The organism is Kitasatospora sp. NPDC051853, from assembly GCF_044452665.1.
Lineage (GTDB): Bacteria > Actinomycetota > Actinomycetes > Streptomycetales > Streptomycetaceae > Kitasatospora.
On the sequence record NZ_JBITBY010000002.1, the window covers coordinates 771,869 to 795,654 of the forward strand.

At 73.1% G+C, this 23,786-nt stretch carries 19 protein-coding genes; 6 read left to right on the plus strand and 13 right to left on the minus strand.

The window, feature by feature from the left end:
* Positions 1 to 10 precede the first annotated feature (10 nt).
* Genes ACIA8O_RS08210 through ACIA8O_RS08220 form a run of 3 tightly spaced genes read left to right on the plus strand, consistent with a single transcriptional unit; the run spans position 11 to position 2,308 of the window.
* Positions 11 to 847 (plus strand): metal ABC transporter ATP-binding protein, encoded by an 837-nt coding sequence (locus tag ACIA8O_RS08210; protein WP_396292755.1) that lies wholly within the window; start codon positions 11 to 13, stop codon positions 845 to 847.
* Between the two features lie 46 nt (positions 848 to 893).
* A complete protein-coding gene (locus ACIA8O_RS08215) occupies positions 894 to 1,859 on the plus strand; it encodes a metal ABC transporter permease (protein WP_396292757.1) in 966 nt (321 codons plus the stop codon).
* Positions 1,860 to 1,894: 35 nt separating this feature from the next.
* Entirely contained in the window at positions 1,895 to 2,308 is a 414-nt protein-coding gene (locus tag ACIA8O_RS08220; protein WP_345287663.1) for a Fur family transcriptional regulator, read from the plus strand.
* Positions 2,309 to 2,378: 70 nt separating this feature from the next.
* Here the strand turns inward: ACIA8O_RS08220 and ACIA8O_RS08225 are convergent, their stop codons facing one another.
* The 4 genes from ACIA8O_RS08225 to leuA all read right to left on the minus strand — a co-directional run bounded on the left by ACIA8O_RS08225 (position 2,379) and on the right by leuA (position 7,165).
* Positions 2,379 to 3,209 carry an isoprenyl transferase gene (locus ACIA8O_RS08225; protein ID WP_396292759.1) on the minus strand — a complete coding sequence of 277 codons (831 nt, stop codon included), beginning with the start codon at positions 3,207 to 3,209 and terminating at the stop codon, positions 2,379 to 2,381.
* 2 nt (positions 3,210 to 3,211) lie between these two features.
* The gene (gene recO / locus ACIA8O_RS08230; protein WP_396292761.1) at positions 3,212 to 3,958 is read right to left on the minus strand and encodes a DNA repair protein RecO; all 747 of its coding nucleotides are present in this window, start codon (positions 3,956 to 3,958) and stop codon (positions 3,212 to 3,214) included.
* A 511-nt stretch (positions 3,959 to 4,469) separates the two neighbouring features.
* Complete coding sequence (locus ACIA8O_RS08235; protein ID WP_396292763.1) at positions 4,470 to 5,015, minus strand: TerB family tellurite resistance protein; 546 nt, start codon at positions 5,013 to 5,015, stop codon at positions 4,470 to 4,472.
* A 368-nt stretch (positions 5,016 to 5,383) separates the two neighbouring features.
* A complete protein-coding gene (leuA, locus tag ACIA8O_RS08240) occupies positions 5,384 to 7,165 on the minus strand; it encodes a 2-isopropylmalate synthase (protein ID WP_396292766.1) in 1,782 nt (593 codons plus the stop codon).
* A 376-nt stretch (positions 7,166 to 7,541) separates the two neighbouring features.
* Here leuA and ACIA8O_RS08245 point away from each other — a divergent pair, with 376 nt between their 5' ends.
* From ACIA8O_RS08245 to ACIA8O_RS08255, 3 genes are all read left to right on the plus strand, one after another.
* A complete protein-coding gene (locus ACIA8O_RS08245) occupies positions 7,542 to 7,823 on the plus strand; it encodes a protealysin inhibitor emfourin (RefSeq protein WP_396292768.1) in 282 nt (93 codons plus the stop codon).
* Between the two features lie 67 nt (positions 7,824 to 7,890).
* Positions 7,891 to 8,379, plus strand: a complete 489-nt coding sequence (locus tag ACIA8O_RS08250; RefSeq protein ID WP_396292770.1) for a MarR family winged helix-turn-helix transcriptional regulator — start codon at positions 7,891 to 7,893, stop codon at positions 8,377 to 8,379.
* Between the two features lie 156 nt (positions 8,380 to 8,535).
* Positions 8,536 to 9,927 carry an MFS transporter gene (locus ACIA8O_RS08255; protein WP_396292952.1) on the plus strand — a complete coding sequence of 464 codons (1,392 nt, stop codon included), beginning with the start codon at positions 8,536 to 8,538 and terminating at the stop codon, positions 9,925 to 9,927.
* Here the strand turns inward: ACIA8O_RS08255 and ACIA8O_RS08260 are convergent.
* The 9 genes from ACIA8O_RS08260 to ACIA8O_RS08300 form a co-directional block, all read right to left on the minus strand.
* Positions 9,908 to 10,711 (minus strand): phosphate ABC transporter ATP-binding protein, encoded by an 804-nt coding sequence (locus tag ACIA8O_RS08260; RefSeq protein WP_396292953.1) that lies wholly within the window; start codon positions 10,709 to 10,711, stop codon positions 9,908 to 9,910. The genes ACIA8O_RS08255 and ACIA8O_RS08260 overlap by 20 nt on opposite strands.
* 76 nt (positions 10,712 to 10,787) lie before the next feature.
* Positions 10,788 to 11,789, minus strand: coding sequence for a sortase (locus ACIA8O_RS08265; protein ID WP_396292772.1), 1,002 nt, complete (start codon positions 11,787 to 11,789; stop codon positions 10,788 to 10,790).
* On the minus strand, positions 11,786 to 13,531 hold the full coding sequence (locus ACIA8O_RS08270) for a hypothetical protein (RefSeq protein ID WP_396292774.1): 1,746 nt from the start codon (positions 13,529 to 13,531) through the stop codon (positions 11,786 to 11,788). Before ACIA8O_RS08270 ends, ACIA8O_RS08265 begins: the two co-directional genes overlap by 4 nt.
* A gap of 133 nt (positions 13,532 to 13,664) precedes the next feature.
* Positions 13,665 to 15,254 carry an Ig-like domain-containing protein gene (locus tag ACIA8O_RS08275; protein ID WP_396292776.1) on the minus strand — a complete coding sequence of 530 codons (1,590 nt, stop codon included), beginning with the start codon at positions 15,252 to 15,254 and terminating at the stop codon, positions 13,665 to 13,667.
* Between the two features lie 95 nt (positions 15,255 to 15,349).
* Positions 15,350 to 16,351: a hypothetical protein gene (locus tag ACIA8O_RS08280; protein ID WP_396292778.1), complete on the minus strand. Its 1,002-nt coding sequence runs from the start codon at positions 16,349 to 16,351 to the stop codon at positions 15,350 to 15,352.
* A 113-nt stretch (positions 16,352 to 16,464) separates the two neighbouring features.
* The gene (locus ACIA8O_RS08285; protein WP_396292780.1) at positions 16,465 to 19,362 is read right to left on the minus strand and encodes a hypothetical protein; all 2,898 of its coding nucleotides are present in this window, start codon (positions 19,360 to 19,362) and stop codon (positions 16,465 to 16,467) included.
* Positions 19,359 to 22,379 (minus strand): phosphate ABC transporter permease PstA, encoded by a 3,021-nt coding sequence (gene pstA, locus ACIA8O_RS08290; RefSeq protein ID WP_396292782.1) that lies wholly within the window; start codon positions 22,377 to 22,379, stop codon positions 19,359 to 19,361. Before pstA ends, ACIA8O_RS08285 begins: the two co-directional genes overlap by 4 nt.
* Positions 22,376 to 23,392, minus strand: a complete 1,017-nt coding sequence (gene pstC, locus ACIA8O_RS08295; protein WP_396292784.1) for a phosphate ABC transporter permease subunit PstC — start codon at positions 23,390 to 23,392, stop codon at positions 22,376 to 22,378. Before pstC ends, pstA begins: the two co-directional genes overlap by 4 nt.
* Positions 23,389 to 23,763 (minus strand): hypothetical protein, encoded by a 375-nt coding sequence (locus ACIA8O_RS08300; protein WP_396292786.1) that lies wholly within the window; start codon positions 23,761 to 23,763, stop codon positions 23,389 to 23,391. The genes pstC and ACIA8O_RS08300 overlap by 4 nt, the downstream gene beginning before the upstream one ends.
* Positions 23,764 to 23,786 lie beyond the last annotated feature (23 nt).

Genomic DNA, 23,786 nt, shown 5'->3' on the forward strand with positions numbered 1-23,786 from the left:
CCCGATCACCATGAGTTCAGTCATTCCCGAGGCCCCGGCGGCCGAGGGGACGGACACCCACCAGGCGCGGCACCCCCAGCGGGGTGCCGCGCCCGCGGTCGTCTGCCTCTGCGACGCCGTCGCCTCCCTCGGCGGCCGCCCCGTGCTGCGCGGGGTCGACCTCAAGGTCCGGCCCGGCGAGGTGGTCGCGCTGCTCGGGGCCAACGGCTCCGGCAAGTCCACCACCGTCAAGTCGGTGATCGGTGCCGTCCCGCTGGAGCGCGGCGGCCTGGAGCTGTTCGGCACCCCCTTCGCCAAGTTCCGCGACTGGCACCGGATCGGCTACGTGCCGCAGCGCACCACCGCCGCCAGCGGGGTGCCCGCCACCGTCCGCGAGGTGGTCTCCACCGGGCGGCTGCCCAAGCACGGGCTGCTGCCGTTCCGCCGCAGGGACCGCGAAGCGGTCGACCGCGCGCTGGCCGCCGTCGGGATGCTGGACCGGGCCGGGGACGGCGTGGCCGGGCTCTCCGGCGGCCAGCACCAGCGGGTGCTGATCGCCCGCGCGCTGGTCGGCACGCCCGAACTCCTCATCATGGACGAGCCGATGGCCGGGGTGGACCTGGAGAGCCAGCAGGTGCTCGCCGACACCCTGCGCACCGAGGTCGAGCGCGGCGCCGCCGTCCTGCTGGTGCTGCACGAACTCGGCCCGCTGGAGCCGCTGATCGACCGCACCGTGGTCCTGCGCGACGGCTGCGTCGCCTACGACGGCCCGCCGATCCCCAACACCGGCCAGCACGCCCTCCCCGGCCACGACCACGTCCACCCGCACGGGGACGAACACCTGACGACCCCCGGACTGCTCGCATGAGCGCCGACCACCCGCGCACCGCCCGCCCGACCCCAGGACTGCAGCGATGACCGAGATGCTCAGCTACGACTTCATGCAGCGCGCGCTGATCGCCGCCGTCCTGGTCGGCGTCACCGCCCCCGCCGTCGGCATCTACCTGGTGCAGCGGCGGCAGGCGCTGATGGGCGACGGCATGGGCCACGTCGCGCTCACCGGCGTCGGCCTCGGCTTCTTCTTCCAGACCAGCCCGGTGTGGATGGCCGTGCTGGTCTGCGTGCTCGGCGCCGTGGTGATGGAGGTGGTCCGCTCGCGCGGCAACCAGCGCGGCGACATCGCGCTGGCGATGCTCTTCTACGGCGGCATGGCCTGCGGCAAGCTGCTGGTCAGCATGAGCTCGCAGTCCGGGAACGGCAGCCTGGAGAGCTACCTCTGGGGCTCCATCCTCACCGTCTCCCCCACCGACCTGCTCACCATCACCGGGCTGGCCACCGCCGTGATCGCGGTCACCCTCGGCCTGCGCCGCCAGCTCTTCGCGATCTGCCAGGACGAGGAGTTCGCCCGGGTCACCGGCCTGCCGGTGCGGGCGCTCAACCTGCTGCTCGCGGTGATGGCCGCCGTCACCGTCACGGTGGCCATGCGGGTGGTCGGCCTGCTGCTGGTCTCGGCGCTGATGGTCGTCCCGGTGGTCGCCGCCCAGCAGTTGACCCGCTCCTTCGCGATGACCCAGGCCGCCTCGATCGGCGTCGGGGTGGCCGTCGCGGTGGCCGGCGTGGCCGGCTCCTACGAGGCCGACCTGCCCTCCGGCCCGGCCATCGTGCTGCTGGCCATCGTGGTCTTCGCGGTCTTCAGCGCACTGGCCGCACCACTGGCCCGGCGCCGCCACCGGGCCGCCCCGGACACCGGTCCCGAGGTCTGCGAGGTCAGGCTGCCCGGCCAGGCCGGACCCTCCGGCTCCCAGCGGCCCCAGCAGGCCCACGACTCCGAGGAGTACCGCAGGGAGGATTCGGTCACCAGTCGGGGGCTGGCACAATGAGGTGCCAGACGCCCACTCTCCCTGGAGGACCCACGGTGACCACCGCAGGCCCGTCGCGTGCCCGATCGACCCGGCAGCGGGCCGCCGTCTGGGCGGCCCTGGACGAGGTCGAGGACTTCCGCAGCGCCCAGGAGCTGCACGACCTCCTCAAGCACCGGGGCGACTCGGTCGGGCTCACCACCGTCTACCGCACCCTCCAGTCGCTGGCCGACGCCGGCGAGGTGGACGTACTGCGCACCGCCGACGGCGAGGCGGTCTACCGCCGCTGCAGCAGCGGACACCACCACCACCTGGTCTGCCGCTCCTGCGGCTCCACCGTCGAGGTGGAGGGCCCCGCCGTCGAGCGCTGGGCCAACTCGATCGCGGCCGAGCACGGCTACAGCGACATCGCGCACACCCTGGAGATCTTCGGCACCTGCGCGAGCTGCGCCGCCAAGGCCACCGCCTGACGGACCGTCGGACGCACGGCAGAGGGCCCGTACGGATTCACCTCCGTACGGGCCCTCTCGTCGTACCGCCTCAGCGCTGCGGCGGGACCTCGGCGGTGACCTCGTTGGGCAGCGCGCCGCCGAAGCGGCGGTCGCGCATCGCGTACTGCTCGCAGGCGCGCCACAGGTCGCGGCGGTCGAAGTCCGGCCAGAGCACGTCCTGGAACACCAGCTCGGCGTAGGCGCTCTGCCAGAGCAGGAAGTTGGAGGTGCGCTGCTCGCCGCTGGGGCGCAGGAAGAGGTCCACGTCCGGCATGTCCGGGTGGTACATGTACTTGGCGAGGGTCTTCTCGTTGATCTTCGAGGGGTCGAGCTTCCCGGCCGCGACGTCCCGGCCGATCGCGGCGGCGGCGTCGGCCACCTCGGCCCGGCCGCCGTAGTTGACGCACATGTAGAGGGTGACGGCGTCGTTCCCCTTGGTCATCTCCTCGGCGACCTGGAGCTCCTGGACCACGCTCTTCCACAGCTTCGGCATCCGGCCGGCCCAGCGGATCCGGACGCCCATCTCGCTCATCTCGTCCCGGCGGCGGCGGATCACGTCCCGGTTGAAGTTCATCAGGAACTTCACCTCGTCGGGGGACCGCTTCCAGTTCTCGGTGGAGAAGGCGTACAGCGAGACGTTCTTCACGCCGAGCTCGATCGCGCCCTTGAGCACGTCCAGCACCACCGACTCGCCGACCTTGTGCCCCTCGGTCCGCGGCAGCCCACGCTCCTTGGCCCAGCGGCCGTTCCCGTCCATCACGATCGCGACGTGGCCCGGCACCAGCTCGCCCGGGATCTTCGGCGGCACGGCGCCGCTCGGGTGCGGGGTCGGCGGGAGGTACTCCCGCTGCTTGCTGCCGAAGAGCCGTCGCGCTGCCATGCTCACTTCTCCACGTATCTCATCGAGCGGATTCCCCGCTCCAGGTGCCACTGGAGGTAGGCGGCGACCAGACCGCTGCCCTCCCGCCAGTACCGCGGCTCGCTGTTGTCCGCCGTCTGCCAGTCCCCTGACAGCAGTGCGCCGAGCAGTACCAGTGTCTCAGGGGAGGGTACGGCACTTCCGGGCACGCGGCAGTCACCGCAGAGCACGCCGCCCGCCTGGAGCGAGAAGAACCTGTTGGGGCCGGGGAGTCCGCACTTGGCGCAGTCGGTGAAGCTGGCGCCGTAGCCGTTGACGGCGAGGGAGCGGAGCAGGAACGCGTCCAGCACGAGGTGGGGTTCGTGCTCCCCGGACGCGAGCGTCCGCAGGCCGCCGACCAGCAGCAGGTACTGCTGCACGGCGGGCTGGCCCTCGTTCTCCGCGAAGCGCTCGGCGGTCTCCAGCATCGCGGTGCCGGCGGTGTAGCGGGAGTAGTCGGTGACGATCCGTCCACCGTACGGGGCGATGGTCTCCACCTGCGTGCAGAGCGGCAGCCCACGGCCGATCAAGTCCGCCCCGCGGCTGAAGAACTGCACGTCCACGTGCGAGAACGGCTCCAGCCGCGCCCCGAACTTCGACTTCGTCTTCCGGATCCCCCGGGCCACCGCCCGGACCTTCCCGTGCTGACGCGTCAACAACGTGATGATCCGGTCGGCCTCGCCCAACTTCTGGGTACGGAGGACGATGCCGTCGTCCCGGAACAGACTCATGCCGCCCATTCTCCCGTACCCCGCTGACACCCCTGCCCGGGGAGGGGTCACGCCTGCGGCGGACTCCGGAAGCGGGAGGAGGCACGCCCGCGACGGGGCCGGTCGAGCACGCACGGGGCACCCTGGGCGGGCCGGGGCACCAGCCTGCGGCGCACCCCGCACTCGGCGACGCCCGACGGCCCGTCAGCTCGCCGCAGGCGGCTCCCGCACGACACGGCGTCGTACCCCGGCCGAGCCGGCCGCAGGCAGGGCATCCCGGTGGTGACCCCGCTCGCCCCACGAGCCCCGCCGCAGGCAGGGACCCGGATCCATAGGCAGGCGGCTGACGCGCCGCGTGGGGGTACGCCTCGGCGAGCCCGTCGCGGGCGAGGCCCCGAGCCCGTGACACCCACTCGCTTCGCGAGCCCGCCGCAGGCGAGCCGCGCAGCCGCGAGCCCGCACCCTGGTCCGTGGGGGAACCGTCCTGCGGGTGCGGGTCGTGGCGGGCCCGGAGGGGGGAATCGGGCCCGGCTCAGTGGGAGGTGCGGGTGGCGACTTCGAGGAGTTCTTCGGTGCGGGCGGCCGGGAGGCCGAGGCAGCGGCCGACGGCGGCGAGGGCGGTGCGCTCGTGGGGGAGGTAGCGGCCGTCGGCGAGGGCGATCCAGGCGCCCTGGAGGACGAGGCGTTCGCGGCCGGGCTGGGCCAGGTGCGGGGCCAACGGTTCGAGGGCGGCGTGGAGTTCGACGGTGAGGCCGTTCCCGACGGCGTCGAGGTCGAGCGGGGCGTCCCCGCCGAGCCCGGAGAGGGCGGCGAGCGCGGCCAGCACCTGGGCCTCGCCGCAGTCCTCGAACCCGGCCTCCCGGATCGCCTCGCAGGCGGCGTCCCGCGCGGCCCGGCTGCCGGTGCCCCCGGCGGCCAGCACCGCCAGCGCGACGGTGTACTGCGCGTCCCGCAGCATCGCGCCCAGCCGCACGCAGGTGAGCTGGTCGAGTGCCTCCAGCCCGAACCGCCGGTGGCAGGTGGTGCACTGCACGCAGCCCGTCACCGGGCCGACCGGAAGGACCGGGGTGCCGAACAACCGCAGCCACCGCCGGCCGTGCTGCCGACGGTAGTTGCGGTCCCCGCCGCAGCCCGGACAGTAGAAATCACCGAGGACGTCCGTCCGCCACCGAGGGCGGACACCCCACAACCCTGTCACGGCGCCAACTCCCCAGACATGGCAGGCGGCCTGCACAACAATGGGCAGGTCACGCGACCGGACGCCGCGGTCGTCCCACCGACCCCGGTTCCGGTGGGTAGATGCTGCCACGGTTAAGCGCGGGTGTCAGCACCCCGAACGGGTAAAAATGTGTCGCAGAACACATCCTCGCGCCCCCGCCCCGCCGACCCCCCGAGGACCTCCGGAAACGCCGAAGGGGCCGCCGTGGCGGCCCCCCTGACGCACCGTCAGCCGCGCTGGGCCCGGTTCACCGCGCTGACCACGGCCTTCAGCGAGGCCAGCACCGTGTTGCCGTCGATCCCGACGCCCCACAGCACCTTGCCGTCCACCGCGCACTCGACGTACGCGGCGGCCTGGGCGTCGCCGCCCTCGCTCAGCGCGTGCTCGGCGTAGTCCAGCACCCGTACGTCCACGCCGATCCCGGCCAGCGCGTTGACGAAGGCGGAGACCGGGCCGTTGCCGGTGCCGCTCAGGGTGACGGGGCGTCCGTCCACCACGGCCTCGGCGCGCAGCAGGTCGCGGCCGTCCTCGGTCTCCAGGCTGCGCGAGCCGCTCAGCGCGATCCGGCCCCACGGGTTCTCCGGGGTGGGCAGGTACTCGTCCTGGAAGACGCTCCAGATCTCGGCCGGGGTGACCTCGCCGCCCTCGGCGTCGGTCTTGGCCTGGATGATCCGGGAGAACTCGATCTGCTGACGGCGCGGCAGGTCCAGCTTGTGGTCGTTCTTCAGCACGTAGGCGATGCCGCCCTTGCCGGACTGGCTGTTGACCCGGATGACCGCCTCGTAGGAGCGGCCGACGTCCTTCGGGTCGATCGGCAGGTACGGGACGCCCCAGGTGTACTCGCCGACCGGCACGCCGGCCTTCTTCGCGTCGGCCTCCAGGGCGTCGAAGCCCTTCTTGATGGCGTCCTGGTGGGAGCCGGAGAAGGAGGTGTACACCAGGTCGCCGGCGTAGGGGTGGCGCTCGGCCACCGGCATCTGGAAGCAGTACTCGGCGGTGCGGCGGATCTCGTCGATGTCGGAGAAGTCGATCATCGGGTCCACGCCCTGGGAGAACAGGTTCATCCCGACGTTGACCAGGTCCAGGTTGCCGGTCCGCTCGCCCTGGCCGAACAGGCAGCCCTCGACCCGGTCGGCGCCGGCCATGATCGCCAGCTCGGCGGAGGCCACGCCGGTGCCGCGGTCGTTGTGCGGGTGGGTGGACAGCGCGACGAACTCGCGGCGGCTCAGGTTCCGCGACATCCACTCGATCTTGTCGGCGTAGACGTTCGGGGTGGAGCGCTCGACCGTGGTCGGCAGGTTCAGGATGATCTCGCGGCCCTCGCCGGGCTGCCAGACGTCCATCACCGCCTCGCAGACCTCCAGGGCGAAGTCCAGCTCGGTGTCGATGAAGATCTCCGGCGAGTACTCGTAGCCGAAGACGGTGTCCTCGCCCAGGATCTTCTCGGCGTACTCCATCACCAGACGGGTGCCGTCCACGGCGATCGCCTTGATGTCGTCCTTGCTGCCCTTGAAGACCACCCGGCGGAACAGCGGGGAGGTGGCGTTGTACAGGTGCACGGTGGCCCGCGGGGCGCCGACCAGGGACTCCACGGTGCGCTCGATCAGGTCCTCGCGGGCCTGGGTCAGCACCGAGATGGTGACGTCCTCGGGGATGGCGTCCTGCTCGATCAGGGAGCGGACGAACTCGAAGTCGGTGGCGCCGGAGGACGGGAAGCCGACCTCGATCTCCTTGTAGCCCAGCTTGACCAGCAGGTCGAACATCTTCCGCTTGCGGGCGGGCGACATCGGGTCGATCAGCGCCTGGTTGCCGTCCCGCAGGTCGGTGGAGAGCCAGCGCGGCGCCTGGGTGATCACCTTGGACGGCCAGGTGCGGTCCGGCAGGTCGATGGTCCCGAACGGTACGTACCGCTGGAACGGCATCCCGGACGGCTTCTGCTGGACGGTGCCGGCCGTGATCGGGGTGGGGCGGTCGTTGAACGCACGAGCGATGGCGGACTGCTCAGTCATGAAGGGACTCTCGGCTTCCGAACTCGATTGCGGGCTGGTCGGGGTGAAAGGACACCCGACTCGGCCGACCACTGCCCCGCATCCGTACGGGGACAGCACAGCATCCCGCGGCGAGGGAGCCGGCCTTCGTGGTCTACAGGCCCTCGCCGCGGCAGCTAAGAAGAAGCAGCCGGTAGCGCATGATGTCGCCCAGCGTAACCCAGGCTCCCCGCCCGCCGAAGTGAGGCAGGCCACTGTCCCACCCAGCGAGACGGCTCGAACTGACGTGCCGTCAGCCCGGCGGCACCCCGCCTCCTTGATCCGCTCGCCGATCCGGTGCCGAATTTTCACCGAAACGGGCAGCGCCGCCGTGCCCCTGAGTAGCACACTGGCAACCATGCGCATCCAGGTGACCCGGACCGGCGGCCTCGCCGGACACCCCCTCCGAGCCGAGCTGGACACCGCCGCGCGCACGGACGCGCCGCACGTCCACGCGCTGGCCAGGGAGGCCGTGGCCGGCGGGCTGCGCAACCCCTCCTACGGAGTGCCGGACGGGTTCCACTACGCGATCACGGTGGACGGGCGGACGGTGCACTGCGCCGACCCCAAGCTGACCGACTCCCAGCACGAGCTGGTCTCGCTGGTCCTGCGCGAGGGCCTGGCCGTCCCGGTGGAGTAGCCCGCCGGGAGTGGAGTAGTCCACTTCCGGATAATCCCGCTGGATGCGCAGTTTGTAGACTGCGGGGATGACCGAACCCTCGCGCACCATGCCGGACCTGTCGGCCCTGCTGACCCACACCAGCCACGTGCTCTCCACCCGGATGTCCGCCGCCTTCGCGGCCAGCGGGCTCGGCATCACCCCGCGCGGGTTCTGCGTGCTCCTGCACGCCCTGGAGCAGGAGCGCACCCAGATCCAGCTGGCCGAGATCGCCGACCTGGACAAGACCACCATGGTGGTCACCGTGGACGAGCTGGAGCGGCTCGGCCTGGCCGAGCGCCGCCCCTCCTCCACCGACCGGCGGGCCCGGATCATCTCCGTCACCCCGGCCGGCGCCGAGGCCGTCACGGCCGGCGTGCAGGTCGCCGACGCGGTCCACCGGGAGGCCCTGGAGGCGGTCGCCGAGGAGGACCGCGCGGTCCTGCTGCGGGCCCTGACCACCCTCCACGACGGCCACCTCGCCACCCCGGTGGAGAGCGAGCGCCCGGTGCGCCGGGCCCGCCGCCCGCGCGGCTGAGACCGCCCCGGACAACTCAATACCGAGAAAGATAGTCTCGTACGGGACTATCTGATAGCTTCCTTCCTGTCGCCACCACCGAGGGGGAGGAACTCCGTGACCACGCGAGGAACCGCGCATTCGCGCTGGACGGCCCTGGCCGTGCTCTGCGCCGGGATGCTGATGATCATCCTGGACGGCACCATCGTCACCGTCGCGCTGCCCGCCATCCAGGCCGACCTGGGCTTCACCGCCGAGGGCCTGACCTGGACGGTCAACGCCTACCTGATCGCCTTCGGCGGACTGCTCCTGCTGGCCGGGCGGCTCGGCGACCTGCTCGGCGGCCGCCGGATCTTCGTGGCCGGGCTGGTGGTCTTCACCGCGGCCTCGCTGCTGGCCGGGCTGGCGGGCGGTCAGGAACTGCTGATCGCCGCCCGGTTCGCCCAGGGCGTCGGCGGGGCGATGGCCTCCGCGGTCAGCCTGGGGATGATCGTCACGCTCTTCCCCGAACCGGGCGAGCGAGGGAAGGCGATCGGCGCGTTCAGCTTCGTCGGGGCGGCCGGGGCCTCGATCGGGCAGGTGCTCGGCGGGGTGCTGACCGAGGCGGTCGGCTGGCACTGGATCTTCTTCGTCAACCTGCCGATCGGCCTGGCCGCCGTGCTGCTCTCGCTCCGGGTGCTGGCCGCCGACGGCCCGGCCCGCTCGCTGCGCGGACTGGACCTGCCGGGCGCCGCGCTGGTCACCGCCGGCCTGATGCTCGGGGTCTACGCGATCGTCTCGATCGAGCGCTCCAGCACCGGCGCCCTGCTGCTCGGCGCCGTCGCCGCCCTGCTGCTGGCCGGCTTCCTGCTCCGCCAGCGGTACGCCGCCGAGCCGCTGCTGCCGCTGCGGCTGCTGCGCTCCCGCCGGGTGGCGGCCGCCAACCTGGTGCAGGTGCTGATGGTCTCGGCACTGTTCGGCTTCCAGGTGCTGATCGCGCTCTACCTGCAGAACGTGCTCGGCTACGGCGCGGCCGCGACCGGCTTCGCCATGCTCCCGGCCGCGCTGGTGATCGGCGGCGTCTCGCTGCTGCTGTCCGCCCCGCTGGTCGCCCGGTTCGGCGAACGGACCGTCCTGCTGGGCGGGTTGGGCCTGCTGGTGGTGGCGATCGGCCTGCTCACCCGGCTCCCGGCGGACGCCTCCTACGTCGTCCACCTGCTGCCGACCATGCTGCTCGCGGGCGGCTTCGGCCTGGCCATCGCCGCGCTCACCTCGCTGGCCATGGCCGACGCGGCCCCGGCCGACGCGGGCGTCAGCTCGGGTCTGTTCAACACCACCCAGCAGGTCGGCGGCGCCCTGGGGGTGGCCGTCCTGATCACCCTGGCCGGCAGCCGCGCCGAGGGCCTGGCCGAGGCAGGCCGCACCCAGGCCGAGGCGCTGGCCGGCGGCTTCCGCACCGCCTTCCTGCTCGGCACCCTGCTCCTGCTGGCCGCCACCGCCCTGGCCGCCGCCGGCCTCCGCCCGGCCGCCGGCCGGACCGTGGCCACCAGCCGCCAGGAGGAGAAGTCGCTTACCCGAAGCGGCCGTTGACGTAGTCGGAGGTGCGCTGGTCCACCGGGGCGGAGAACATCGCCCCGGTGGGCCCGTGCTCCACGATGCCGCCGGGGGTGCCCTGCTCGGCGAGGAAGAAGGCGCACTGGTCGGAGACCCGGTGCGCCTGCTGCATGTTGTGGGTGACGATCACGATGGTGACCTCCTCCACCAGCTCGCGGATGGTCTGCTCGATCCGGCGGGTGGAGGTCGGGTCGAGGGCCGAGCAGGGCTCGTCCATCAGCAGGACCTTGGGGCGGACGGCCAGTGAGCGGGCGATGCACAGGCGCTGCTGCTGGCCGCCGGAGAGGGCGCCGCCGGGCTGGCGCAGCCGGTCCTGCACCTCCTTCCACAGGCCCGCCTTGGTGAGGCACTCCTCGACCAGGTGGTCCTTCTCGGCCCGGGAGGCGCGCAGGCCGGTGAGCTTGAGCCCGGCCACCACGTTGTCGTAGATGGACATCGCGGGGAAGGGGTTGGGCTTCTGGAAGACCATGCCGATGTCCCGGCGGGCCGAGGTGAGGCGGCGCTCGGGGGCGTAGACGTCGGAGCCGTCCAGCAGCACCTCCCCTGCCAACTGGGCGCCGGGGATGAGCTCGTGCATCCGGTTGAGGATGCGCAGGAAGGTGGACTTGCCGCAGCCGGACGGGCCGATCAGCGCGGTGACCTGCCCGGCCGGCATCAGCAGCGAGACCCGGTCCAGCACCTTGCGGTCGCCGAACCAGGCCGAGACGCCGTGGGCGTCGAGCGTCCCGGCGTTGCTCGCGACGGTGGGGACGACGGGCAGGACGGCCGTGGTGTCGAGACTCACGGGGCGGCCCCTTTCTTGGCTGGAACGGCGGTGCGGAGCACGGGAACTGACGTCAGATCAGGTTGGGCAGCAGGCGGGCGACCTGGTCGGCGACGGCCAGGCCGAGGGCGGTGAGCACCGGCACCCCGACCGTCCAGGCCTGCCAGCGGCCCCAGCGGGTCCAGGCCAGGGCCAGGGCGACGGCGGCCAGCAGCAGCGCCTCGCCCCAGAGGACCAGCGGCACCCAGGCGCCCTCCTCGGTGCCCATCGCCTTCTCGGCCGCGGGCAGCGCGGCCGAGGTGAGCGGGCGGGCGTTGTTCGGCTGCACCTCGCTCTCGAGGTCGGCGTCCACGTAGAGCAGGTCGTCGGGCGCGTACAGCGGGCCGTCGCCGGTGACCAGCACCACCCGGCCACCGCCGGCCTTGAGGACCGGCGGCACCGGGTCGCCGGTGCGGCGGACCGTCACCACCCGGAAGGTGTGGCTGCCCTGACCGGTGGTCACCTTGAAGGTCTCGCCCGGCCGCAGGTGGCCGATGGTGCCGAACGGGCCGCCGAAGCCGGCCTGCCGGCCGAACAGCACGCTGGTGCCGGCCTGGCCGGGCATCGCGGTGTCCCGGCGGTGGCCGGGGCCGGCCGAGAGCACCTCCCCGGTGGTGCCCTCGCGGACCACCTCGCGCAGGCCGAGGTGGTCGATCTCCAGCAGCGCGACGGGCGTGCCGGGCACCACCGGCTTGCCGTCCTTGTCCAACTGGCCGACGGGGGCGGTGCCCTGGGCCAGGCTCAGGCGCAGCTCGGCCATCCCGGTCTCGTGGTCGCGCAGGTGGCGCAGCCCGCCCAGCGGGCCGAGGTCGAGCAGCAGGCCGAGCATCAGCCCGGCCACGATGGCCAGCGCGGCGCCGATCAGCTGCGGCCCGTCCGGGGTGAACCGGCGCACCGTCGAGGGGCGGACGGGCGGCTCGGCCGTCGGCGGGACGGGCCCGGCGGGCGGCGGCACCGGTGCGGCGGGCGGCTCGGCGGACGGCGGCGACCAGTCCCGCGGGCCGGGGCCGGCCTTCAGGGGCACGGTGACGGTCATTCGGCGGCCCCCTCGGCGGTGCGCCGGGCGCGGCGGCGCAGGCGCGGGACGGCGATCCAGCCGAGCAGCAGCAGCCCGGCGGCGACCGAGATCCAGGTGTAGAGCGGCACTCCGCCGTCGGTGGCGGCGGCCGCCGTGGTGGAGCCGCCCTTGGCCCCGGCCACCGGGCCGGCGGCGACGCCGGGGTCGGGCGCCGGGGCGTGCACGGCTCCGGCCGGGGCCACCTCGGTGGCGGTCCAGGCGTTCGGCCCGGTGAAGGTGAGCGTGCCGGTGAACTCCTTGAGCGCGGCCGGGCGGACCTTGTGCCGGCAGGTCGCGGTGATGGTGTACGCGCCCTTGAGCTGCCCGGCCCCGGCCTGGGAGGCCACCACCCGCAGGGTGTTGGCCAGCGGCAGCACGAACCCGCCGCTGCTCGACGGGCGGTAGACCGAGGCGGCCACCAGGCCGGTCAGCGGGTACCCCTCGGCGGGGAAGCCGGCGCCGGTGATCCGGACCGCCACGTAGTTGCTCGCCTGGTCCGGGCAGGGGGCCGAGCTGAGCAGGTCGATCGGGTCGTCGTCCTTGCCCGTGGCGTAGTCGAAGGCCAGCGTGCCGGGCGCCTCGGCGGCCGACGCCCTCGGGGCGGACCAGAGCTGGCCGAACGCCAGCAGGGCGACCAGGGCGGCCACGGCGACCGCCGCCGGAGCGGCCGGGGCGGCGCCGCCCGGAGCGGCGGCCGGGGCGGCCGGCCGGCGGCGCCGCCGGTACCAGCGCAGACCGAGGGCTCCGGCCACCAGCAGGATCGCCAGCGCGGTCCACGGGATCCAGGCGAAGCCGTACTTGGTGACGGAGCTGATCAGCTTCGGGTCCTTGTCGCCGCCGACCGGCAGCGGGTCCACGGTGATCCCGGCGGTGCCCCACAGGGTCGGGTAGACCCCGGAGACGTCGAAGCGGTAGTTCACCGCGTTGCCGGGCAGCAGCTCCTGGAGGTCGGGCGGGGTCTGCCCGGTGGCGATCGAGCCGAACAGGTTGGTCACCCGGACCGCCTGCTTGCCCCCGAGCCGGACGTTGCCCACGTTGCGGACGGTGTAACTCACCGTCGTGCGGCCGGAGTCGAGCGGGTTGGCGCTCGGGTGGTAGACCGCCTTGGCGTCCTCCACCCTGAGCTCGGCCCGCAGGTCGCCGGGCACCCGGATGTTCACCCGGGCGCCGACCCGCTGGTCGACGGTGATGGCGTTGCCCTGGGCGTCCTTGCTCTCCGCCCGCAGCGCGGCGACGATCCCGGCCGGGTGGTCCCCGGGGGTGGCGTCAGCGGGCACCGCGAGGGTGAAGGGGACGATCTGGCGGCTGCGCGGCGCCAGCGTCACCGACTCCGCCGCGGTGCGCAGCCAGCTGCCCGCCCGGGTGGACTTGCGGCCGTCCGGCAGCACGTCGTAGCCGCCGCTGTCGGTGTTGAAGGCGTCGGCTGGGTAGAGCCGCAGGGTGAGCGGCTGGTCGCTGTAGTTCCAGAGCGCGACGTGGTCCTTGACCAGCGCGCCGGGGGTGGCGGCGTAGCCGAAGGTGCCCCGGGTGTCGGGGGCGTCGGCGGACGAGGGCTGGATGCCGAAGGTCTGCGCGACGGGCGGCGTGCCCTGGGCCGGGGCCTGCGCGGGTGCGCTCTGACCGGGGTTCGGCGCCGGGGGGTCCTCCGCGTGCGCGGTCCCCTGGAGCACGGTCAGGGCGAGCAGGGCCGGGGTGGCGAGTGCCAGGAGCCATCGGCGCATCGGCGGCGTCATCCTCGCTTGTCGGTACGGGAGTTGGGCACCGGCGGCCCGGCGGTCCAGAGCTGACACAGTGTCGCCCGGACCGCCCGGCCGCCGGGTTACGAAGGCACGCTGACCCGGTGAACTACCGGCGTCAGATCGCGGTCAGGGTGAGCAGGCCCTGGTAGGTGCCGGCCTGAGTGGAGGTCGGCGCCAGCAGGGTGAGGTCGGCGCCGAGCTTGGCGGTGCCGAGGCCGGTCGCGGTGGCCAGGGTGCGGGCCGACTTCAGGCCGTACGGGCCGGCGTCGTTGGCCTCGACCGCGTTGGCCGGGTTGACCGTGGAGCCCAGGGTGACCTTGAGGCCGTCGCCCTTGGAGACCAGGCTCGGGGCCCAGCCCAGGTTCTGCGCGTTGATCACGTTGGCGCCCGAGTTGAACTGGGCGACCTGGCCGGTGACCGACCAGCCCGGGGCACCGGCCCGGGTGTCCGTGACGGTGACGGTCTGGATCGGGCCGCCGGTGGAGTACAGGGTGCTGGTGCTGTTCAGCGCCAGCGGGGGCAGCGTGACGTTGGTGCCGGCCACGCTGATCACCAGGGCGCCGGGGGCGACCGAGGTGGTGATGGTCTCGAAGACCGGGGAGGGCGGGGTCGGGCCGCCCGGGTTCGGCGTGACCACCGGCGGCGTGACGGTGAAGGCCACCGTGCTGGAGGTGGAGGCCGCGAAGTCGGCCGGGGCGGCCGGGGTGAACTCGGCGGTGAAGGCGTGGTCGCCCTCGGCCAGGGTCACGGTGGTGAACTCGCAGGCGCCCGCGACCACGGTCTGGGTGCCGAGCACGGTGCCGTTGTCCTTGAACGCGACGGTGCCCGCGGCGCCCGGGGTGACGTTGGCGCTGAGCTTGACCGGGGTGTTCTTGGCGGCCGAGCCGGCCGGCGAGACGGCCAGCGCGGTGGTGGTCGCCGCGGCGCCCTTCGGGCTGATGGTGTAGGCCACCGCCGCGGCGGTGGAGCCGAGGAAGCCGGTGCTGGAGGAGGTGAAGACCGCCGACAGCTGGTGGGCGCCCTCGGTCAGCGCGTTGGTGGTCAGGGTGGCCTGGCCGTTGTTCACCGCGACCGGGGAGCCGACCGGGTTGGCGCCGTCCAGGAACTGCACGGTGCCGGGGGCGGCCGGGGAGACGGCGGCGGTCAGGGTGACGTCGCTGCCCACGGTGGCCGAGCCGTTCGGGGTGGCCGTCACGGTGGTGGACGTGGCCACCGCGACCGGGGCGTTGGGGTCGGTCGAGGTGAAGTTGGTGGCGTTGGCGAGCCAGATCGCACCGACGAAGTCACCGTAGTAGGTGGTGCCGACCTTGGCGCGGCAGCGCAGCCGGAGCTCGTACTTGCCCGAGAGCTGGGCGATGCCGTTGGCCTGGGCGTAGCCGCGCAGGGTGTTGGAGAGCGGGACGGTCACCTTGCCCGAGGCGTCGGCCGGGAAGCCGTCCTTGGACTGGTTCGGGGTGGCGCCGTAGCCGTCCACCGGGAAGCCCTGGCCGAGCAGCAGGACCTGGAGGTTGGTGCCCTCGGTGCAGACGGCGGAGGCGGTCACGCTCAGGGTGTCGTCGATGGTGCCGGCGTTCGGGTTGACGACCAGGCTGCCGATGGTCGGGCTGTCGGCCGCGTGCGCGACGGAGCCGATCATGGTGACGCTGCCCGCGGCCAGCAGGGTGGCCGCGCCGAGCGCGATGGTGCGGGTGATCCGGATGCTCACGGTGAGATTCGCCTTTCGGGCGTCAGTGGAGCTTCTCTGAGGGTGTTTCAGGGACGTACCGGTCGAACCGTTGGTGCTGGGGCCGGTGCCGCAGGTCAGCCCGTGACGCGCGAGGTGTCACCGCAGTTGGCGTTGGTGCCGAAGCCGTACTGCTTGATGATGGTGCCGCGCTGGCAGACCTGGGAGCCCGAGCCGACGAACACGTCGCTCCACGGGCTGGTGCCGACCTTGCTGGTGGGGATCACGTTGTAGACGTCGCGGGTGGCCGCCGCGCTGGTGTTCAGCAGCACCGAGGGCACGCCGTTGATGTTGGCGAGCTGGGCGGAGCCGCGGATGTCGGCGATGGTGGAGGCGCTCTGCGCGATGTACTGGGCGATCGAGAACGGCACCAGCGACTTGGTGTCGAGGACGCGGCCGTCGTGCTCCTCGATCTTCTTGCCGCCCTTGGTGTCGGTCACGCAGGGGTACTTGTTGGCGCTGATGTCGGACTCGGTGATGCCGACCACGGTGAGCCAGAAGGCCCGGGTGCCCGAACCCGGCTGCGGGAGCAGCGGCTTGATGGCCCAGTTCGGGGCGGTGCCGACGTAGCCCGGGTCGCAGGTGTAGATCGAGTGCAGGTCGGCGGTGGAGAGGTCGAGCGGGAGCTCGGAGCCGGAGCTGACGGCGTAGGTGACGCCGTCCACCGCGAACGGGATGTAGGTCAGGCCGGGGGTGACGGCGGCCAGGTTCAGGCTGGAGGAGCGCGAGAAGTCCAGGCAGCCGTTGCCCAGGTTGAGCTGGTTGACCAGCGCGGTGCGGCCGGCGCCGGAGCCGTTCGGGCGGGCGACCGACTGGCACGCGGCGTCCGCCTTGGTGGCGATGGTGGCGGAGCCCAGCGCGTTGTAGGAGGCCACCACCTTCTGGCCGCCGAGGGTGATGTCGTTGGCCAGCGCGTTCATGACGCCCTGGGTGGTGTCGGAGCCGACACCCGCCAGCTGGCGGTAGACCGGGGTGCCCGACGGGTCGGCCTGCGCGGTGCCGGTGCTTCCCAGCACCAGGCCCAGGCCGGCGGCCACGGTCACACACTTGGCGAGGTTGCTCTTGGTCAGAGACTTCACGGTTCCTTCTTCCTTCGGGCAGCTCTCGGGCACGGCCGGAGGGTCTCCGGCCGTGTGGCGCACCTGCGTTGACGGTGGATCGGTGGTTCGTTGGTCCGTGGGCCGCGGCCCGGTCAGTGCCGCCGCCTGCGCAGCAGGCGCGGCACGGCCAGGCCGCCGGCGGCCGCCAGCACTCCGGCGATCAGGGTGCCGAGCAGCACGTAGCGGGCGGAGCCGACCTCGGTCCCGGCGGTCCTGGCGACCGGCGAGGCGGACGGGGTGGAGGAGAGCAGCACCTGGCTGCGGGAGGGCTCGGGGCCGGGCGGCGGCGGGCTCAGGTTCTCCCGGCCCACCTGCACGGGGCCGGAGCCGGAGCCGCTCCCCGAACCCGTACCGGCGCCGCTCCCCGCGCCGCTCCCGCCGCTGTCCGTGGGCAGCACCGTGACCGGCGCGGTGGGAACGGTGACCGTGGTGCCGCCGGTCGAGGAGGCGGTGGGCCGGGCCGTCGCCGTGGGCGAGGCGGACCCGGAGGCCGTGGGCGAGGCGGAGGTGCTCGGCTTGGGGGACGGCTCCGCCTTGCCCGCCGCGAACTCGACCGCGTCGGCGACCAGTCTGGTCAGCGTGCGCATCCGCTCGGGCAACGGGACGTAACCAATGGGCAACTGGCCGGCGGCGACACCCGTCTCCTGCCCGGGGCCGGCCGCGAAGCGCAGCAGGTCGGCGTAGGACTTGCCCGCCTCGGGGGTGATCTGCGAGGGCACGGTGGCGGCGAAGGTGGTCATGGTCAGCGGGTAGCCACCGGGCACCTCGGCCCACGGCGGGATGACCCAGACGGAGGTCTCCGAGGCGGGCGCGGTGCCGTCGGCCATGGCCAGCATGGAGGCGTCCGTCGGCGTGACGAACTCCCCCTTGGCGTTGCGGATCTGAGCGGTGCTCAGGCCGAACCGGGCCGCCTGGGCGGTGGTGGTCAGGGCCATCAGGGCGCGCAGGCCCTGCGGCTGGGGCGAGCCCTTCTTGAGCTGACCGGGCACCACGGTGGCGTCCCAGACCGACTTGCCCAGGCCGTCACCGCGGGAGATGGCCCGGGCCCCCTCGCGCATGGTGGGCGCGTAGGTGTGCGCGTCCAGGTTGCACCAGGCCGGGCGGCCGTCCGGGTCGTCCGGGAACTCCAGGCAGTAGGCGTCCTGCTTGGGGTAGTTGGAGCGCGGGTAGGTGGTGCCGACCTTGATCCAGGCCTTGTTGATGGTGTCCTTCCAGACCGCGTGCTTCTCGCCGCGCAGGAAGGCGGCCGCCTCCGGGTCCTTCAGCAGCCACATCCAGACCAGCTGGGCGGCGTCGCCGTCCCCGTTGGGCAGCAGCAGGTCGGCGACCCTGGTCGGGAAGTACAGGTCCTTGAAGTACGGGTTGAGCGCCAGGAATTCGGGGTCGGTCAGCAGGTCGACGGGATTCTCGGCCGGCACGTCCGGGTCGAAGGGGTTGACCGACTGCTGGTAGCTCTGGGTCATCAGCTTGGCGATGAGCCGGGGCGTCAGCTTGAGGTCGTGGATGCGCTGCCCGTCCTTCTTCTTCTTGTCCTCCGGCGTGCGGACGCCGGACTGGCTCTCGATGTCGAAGGCGAAGGTCAGCCCGGAGAGCGCGACCGGCGCGTAGTACGGGGTGCGGCCGGGCCTGTCCTCCTCGCGCGACTGCGGGATGCCCAGGTAGGAGAGCCCGGGGTCGTCCTGGTTGAGCTGGTTGCGGGCCAGGTGGTCGGCGATCTGGGTGTAGCTGAAGATCCCGCCCGCCTGGCGGCAGAGCACCGGCTGCCAGCGCCACATCGCCTCGGCCGCCAACTCGGTTCCGTTGGTGGGGCGTTCGGAGCTTCCGATCGGGCAGGACAGGCCGACCCGCTCGAAGCTCAGCGGCACCACCATCCGCTTGTTCCAGTTGGTGAAGGAGAGCGGGCTGGTCTGGAGCTTGCCGGAGGAGCCGGTCGGCACCTCCTTGTTCACCTCGATCTCACCGCGCGGCACGATCACCAGCCAGCAGCGGCGCGGGGTCGCGTCGGCCGGGGCGCCGGCCGGGGTCTGGCCGCAGCCCAGGCCCGGTGCCTCCATGCCGGTCTGCATCTCGAAGTCGATCTGGCCGGTGCCGTCCGCCCTGGTCGGCCCGAACGGCACCTCGTTGGTGGTCTGCGCGTCGTAGTACTGGCTGGCGCCGCCGTTCTCCGCCGGGCCGCCGTTGGAGGGGCGGAACGGGACGAAGATGTTCCCGGTCGGGTTGGCCTGCTGGATCGGGTCGTCCTTGTCCTGGAGCGCGCCCGCGTTGAGCTGACGGGTGCTCACGAAGTCACCGGCGGAGATCCGCGGGTCGCCCTTGGTGGCGCCGTACTGGCACTGCTCGCGGCTGGGGCCGGTGTCCTCGTCGCCCCAGCACTGCATGAACTGGAGGTAGTGGCGGGCCAGGATCATCGGGCTCGGCCAGGTCGGCCTGCCGCCGGTCCAGGTGACCGGGACGGACTGGTTCACCAGGTGCGCGGTCTGGTGGACCGTCACCTCCAGACCGGCGAACTCACCGGTGCCGCTCACCGTGACCGGCCGCTGGTCGCTCTCGGACCCGGAACCGGCCTCGGCCAGCCGGGCCGCACCGGGGGCCGCCGCCGACAGCGCCGCCGGGGCGGCCGCACCGGAGCCGGAGGCCGCTCCGGACCGGGCCGCCGGGGTGCCGGCCCTCCCGGTGGGCGGGGCGTCCACCGGAATGGTGGGGTCACCGGCCGGGCGCTGCCCGTCGATCGGGACCGGTGCTCCGGTGATCGGGTCCACCGGGATCTCGGGGGTGGCCGAACCGCCGGCCGCGACCCGCACCGGGGCCGGGCCGGGCCCGGCCGACAGCGCCACGCCGCCGGCGGTGGCCAGCACCAGGGCGAAGGCCCCGGCCGTCCGCACCACCCGCCGCAGCGGACGCCCGCCCCGGGCCGCCGTCGCGCCCTGCCCCGGCTCCCGGGCCTCGCCGGGGTCCTGCCGCTGGGCTCCGGAGTTCCGACGCAGTCTCATCGGCCCTCCTCCCGGCGACGGGCGGCCCGCCCGGCCACCAGCGGCGGCAGCACGATGACCGCGCCGAGCAGCAGACCGGCCACCAGCATCAGCGAGTGCCGCAGGCCGCTGCTCGCGGAAGCGGCGATCTCGACCTGGGTCGCGGAGACCTGCTGGCCACCGCCGTCGCCGCCACCGGCCGTACCGCCGCCGCCACCCCCGAGCGCCGGGTCCCCGCCACCGAGCGCCGGATCACCCGAACCACCGCCCGCCGCACCGCCGTTGGCGCCACCGGCCGCGGTACCACCCGCACCGCCCGTGCCGCCCGCACCGCCGGCCGCCCCGCCGGAACCGCCCGCCGCACCGCCGTTGCCCCCGCCGCCGGCCGCGCCCGCGGTACCGCCCGTGCCGCCGGTACCGCCCGTGCCGCCGGCGGTGGTCCCCCGGGTGCCGCCCGTGCCGCCGGCCCCGCCGCTCGCCGAGCCGCTGCCCGAGCCACCGCTGGAGCCACCGGAGGCGGAGCCTCCCGAGGCGCCGGCGCCGCCGGTGGCGGTGCCGCACATCTGGGCGCCCTTCTTGTCGCAGTCCTGGGGCACCGGCGCCCCGGCCGCGTACGGGTTGGTGCCGTTCGGCCCGAAGGTCGGATTGGCGCAGGAGGCGGCGTCGAAGGCCTTGCCCTCGGTGCCGGGCACCTTGGCCAGCTGCTCGAACCCGGACCTCACCAGCTGCTGGGTGAGCGGCGAGTAGCCGAGCTTGTCGGCCTGCCGCTGGCCCTCGCAGAGGAAGTAGTAGCCGAAGGCGCTGAGCGTCTTGCCCTTCTCGGCCGGGAAGCTCTGGGTGGCGCTGGTGTGCACGGCCATGTAGCTGTAGCTGGAGAGCGGGTAGGCGTTCTTCTCCGGGGCGCCGTAGACGTCGTCCAGCCGCTGGGTGAGGTCCTGGTTGATCCCGGCGTGGCCGAGGGCGACCGAGACGTTGCGGCCGGTCGGCTCCACGTAGTAGCCCGCGTCGTTGAGCACCTTGGCCACCGGGAAGCCGGAGTTGAGGGCGTAGGAGTACTCGACGTAGGTGATCGCACCGACGTTGGAGTCGTTGGAGACCGCGTTGGCCACCGCGATCGAGGTGCCGAGCGACTGCCAGGTGGAGCCGGGCAGCAGCGGGTAGAACGAGGTCATCCCGCAGGGCGCGCGCCGGGTGGTCCTGGTGCAGTACGCGTCCCAGGTGCCCTGCTGACGCTTGGTCAGCCAGGTGGTGAGCTGGGCCGTGGTGCCGGAGCCGTCGGAGCGGACCACCGGGCGGACCGCCACGTTGGGCAGCGCCAGGCCGGGGTTGTCGGCGGCCACCAGCGGGTCGTTCCACTTGGTGATCACGCCGGTGAAGATCTTGGCGATGGTGTCGCCGGAGAGCCGCAGGTTGTTGACCCGCTTGCCGTTGATCTTGAGGTTGTACATGAAGGCGGTGCCACCGGCCACGATCGGCAGGTAGGCCGTCGGGAACGGCGGCGGGGCGTCGAACTGCCCGCCGTCGGTGAGGCCGTAGGGGATCTCGGTGACCGCGAAGTCGGTGGCGCTGTTCTTGAACTGGTTGCGGCCGTAGCTGGAGCCCTGGGCGTCGAAGTCGATGGTCATGCCGTACTGGCGGACGTTGGTGACCCAGGCGTCCACCGCGTTGCTGCTCCAGGTGGAGCCGGCACCGCTGATCCGGCGGTAGTCGGCGGCCTCGGCCCGGGGCGCCGCGCCGAGCAGCAGCGAGCCGGCCAGCACCGCGAGCGCGGTGAGCAGGGTGAGGGTGCGGGTCAGCATTCGGGTGAGCACGGGTGCCTTCCGGGCAGCGGGGAGCGTGGCGGGGCCCGTCATCCGGGCCAGGTCGGCGGCGGACTGCCGGGCCCGGCGGTCGCGCTGACGCGAGGTCAGGTCACCGGGGCCGCGCCCGCCGAGCGTGCGGGCCACCACGAAGAGCAGCAGCACCAGCGCGAGCAGCACCGCGGCGGCGCCGAAGGCCCTGGTGATGTGGAGCTGGGAGGGGAACTTGATCAGGGTGAAGGCCATCAGCGGCAGCGAGGCCTGCGGGTCGTGCAGCGGGCTCAGGTTGAGGTTCTTGGTGTAGCCCGAGCAGAGCAGCACCGGGGAGGTCTCGCCGATCCCGCGGGCCGCGCCGAGGATCACGGCGGTGGCCAGGCCGGAGCGGGCGCTCGGCAGGGTGACCGTCCAGACGGTGCGCCAGCGCCCGGCGCCGAGCGCGTAGGAGGCCTCCTTGAGCGAGGCCGGCACCAGGCGCAGCACCACGTCGGTGGCCCGGATCAGGATCGGCAGCATCATCACCGAGAGCGCCACGCCGGCCGCCAGGCCGGAGCGCGACAGGCCCATCGCGAGCACCATCACGGCGTAGATGAACAGCCCCGCCAGGATCGAGGGCAGTGCGGTCATCGCCTCGACCAGGGTGCGCACCAGCCGGCTGAACCGTCCGGGCACCTCGCTCATGAAGACCGCGCAGCTGATGCCGACCGGGATGGTGATGGCCAGCGAGATGGTGATCTGGATCAGCGTGCCGGCGATGGCGTGCAGCGCGCCGCCCTTGTCCAGCGGGTCGGTGGGCCCGGCCTCGGCCAGGTCCTGGGTGTAGAAGTTGGTGTGGCTGAGCGCGTCCCAGCCCTTGAGGAAGACGTAGCCGACCACCCAGAACAGCACGGCGAGCAGCAGCGCGGCGATGGAGTGCACCACCACCGAGGCCAGCCGGTCCCGGACCGCCAGCTTGTTCTCGTCCCGGGAGACCAGCAGCGCGTACAGCCCCAGGAAGCTGCACCAGACGCAGATCACGAAGCCGAAGCCGCCGCTGAACGGCGCGAAGCGCTGGAACAGCAGGGCGGTCAGCGCCACCGAGGCGGCCAGGCTGCCCCAGAACGCGTAGTGGTCCGAGGCCCGCCGGGCGGCGATCCGGCGCGGGCGCTGCGGGGCCGGCGCCCCGGTGCGCTCGACCACGGTGGTGCGCGGCCCCGGCTCGGGCCGTGCCTCGGCACCGGCGTGCGGAACGGTGGTGGTCACGAGCTGGCCCCCGAACGGCTGCGGGCGACCACGGCGGCCGCGGCGAAGTTGACCACCAGGGTCAGCAGGAAGAGCGCGAGCCCGGCCGCCATCAGCGCGGAGATGGAGAACGGGGTGGAGTCGCCGTACCGGAGCGCGATCATCGGGGCCACCGCGCTGCCGCCGGTCTGCAGGATGCGCGGCTGGATCTCGAAGACCATGGAGAGGATCAGGTAGACCGTGATGGTCTCGCCGAGCGCGCGGCCGAGGCCCAGCATGGTGCCGCCGATGATCCCGCCCCGGCCGAACGGGAGCACCACCGAGCGGATCATCCCCCAGCGGGTGGAGCCCAGCGCGTACGCGCCCTCGCGCTCGCCGGCCGGCGCCTGGTCGAAGACCTCGCGCATGATGGAGCACATGATCGGCGTGATCATGAAGGCGACGACCGTACCGGCCATCAGGCTCGACGCCGTGTAGACCAGCGGCGGGGTGAGCGGGTCGTTCGGGTCCACGCCGTTCACCTCGAACAGCGGGATCCAGTCCAGCCAGGTGGAGAGCCAGCGGGCCACCCCGGCCAGCTGGTACTGGAGCAGCTTGTAGCCCCAGACGCCGTAGACCACGCTGGGCACGGCGGCCATCAGGTCGACCATGCCGATCAGGGTCCGGCGCAGCTTCCGGGGCGCGTACTCACTGATGTAGAGCGCGCTGCCGAGCGCCAGCGGCACCGCCAGCAGCACGGCGATCCCGCCGACCAGCAGGGTGCCGACCAGTACGGCCGCGATGCCGAACTGGCCCCTGCCGCCGTCCGGGTTCCAGCTCTCGGTGGTGAGGAAGGAGACCCCGGCGGTGGAGAGCGCCTCGGAGGCGCGCACCGCCAGGTAGCCGCCGACCCCGAGCATCACGACCAGCACGAAGGCGCCGCTGCCCTTGGCCCAGGCCAGGAAGATCCGGTCGGTCAGCCCCGGGTTGGTGGTGATCCGGCGCGGGACGTCCTCCTCGGGGGCGTCCGCTGCCGGGGGTGCCACGGTCGTCACGCCGCACCGCCCCGCTCCGCCTCGGCGGCGCCCGCCATGCCGCGCACCCCGGAGAGGAAGCGCTCCAGGTTGTACTGGCACTCCCGCTGGCGGCGGTAGCCGCGGGCCGAGCAGGCCACCGTACGGCCGTCCAACTCAAGCCGCCAGAGCCAGAGTTGCCCCCGGTCCAGCGCGCTGATGGTGGCCCGCCCCTGGTCCACCCGGGACTGGAAGTCCTCGATCGCGGCCCGGCAGGCCACCGCGTCCCGGAAGATCTCCTGACTCTGGCCCAGGTGCCGGTTGTTGGCGCCGAGCAACCGCCACACCGTCCCGCCCGAACCGAGGTCGGGGCGGGACGGTCTGTTGACGATCAGGAATCTGGGATGCCCCATGCCGGTGCCCGCCCTTCCGCGCT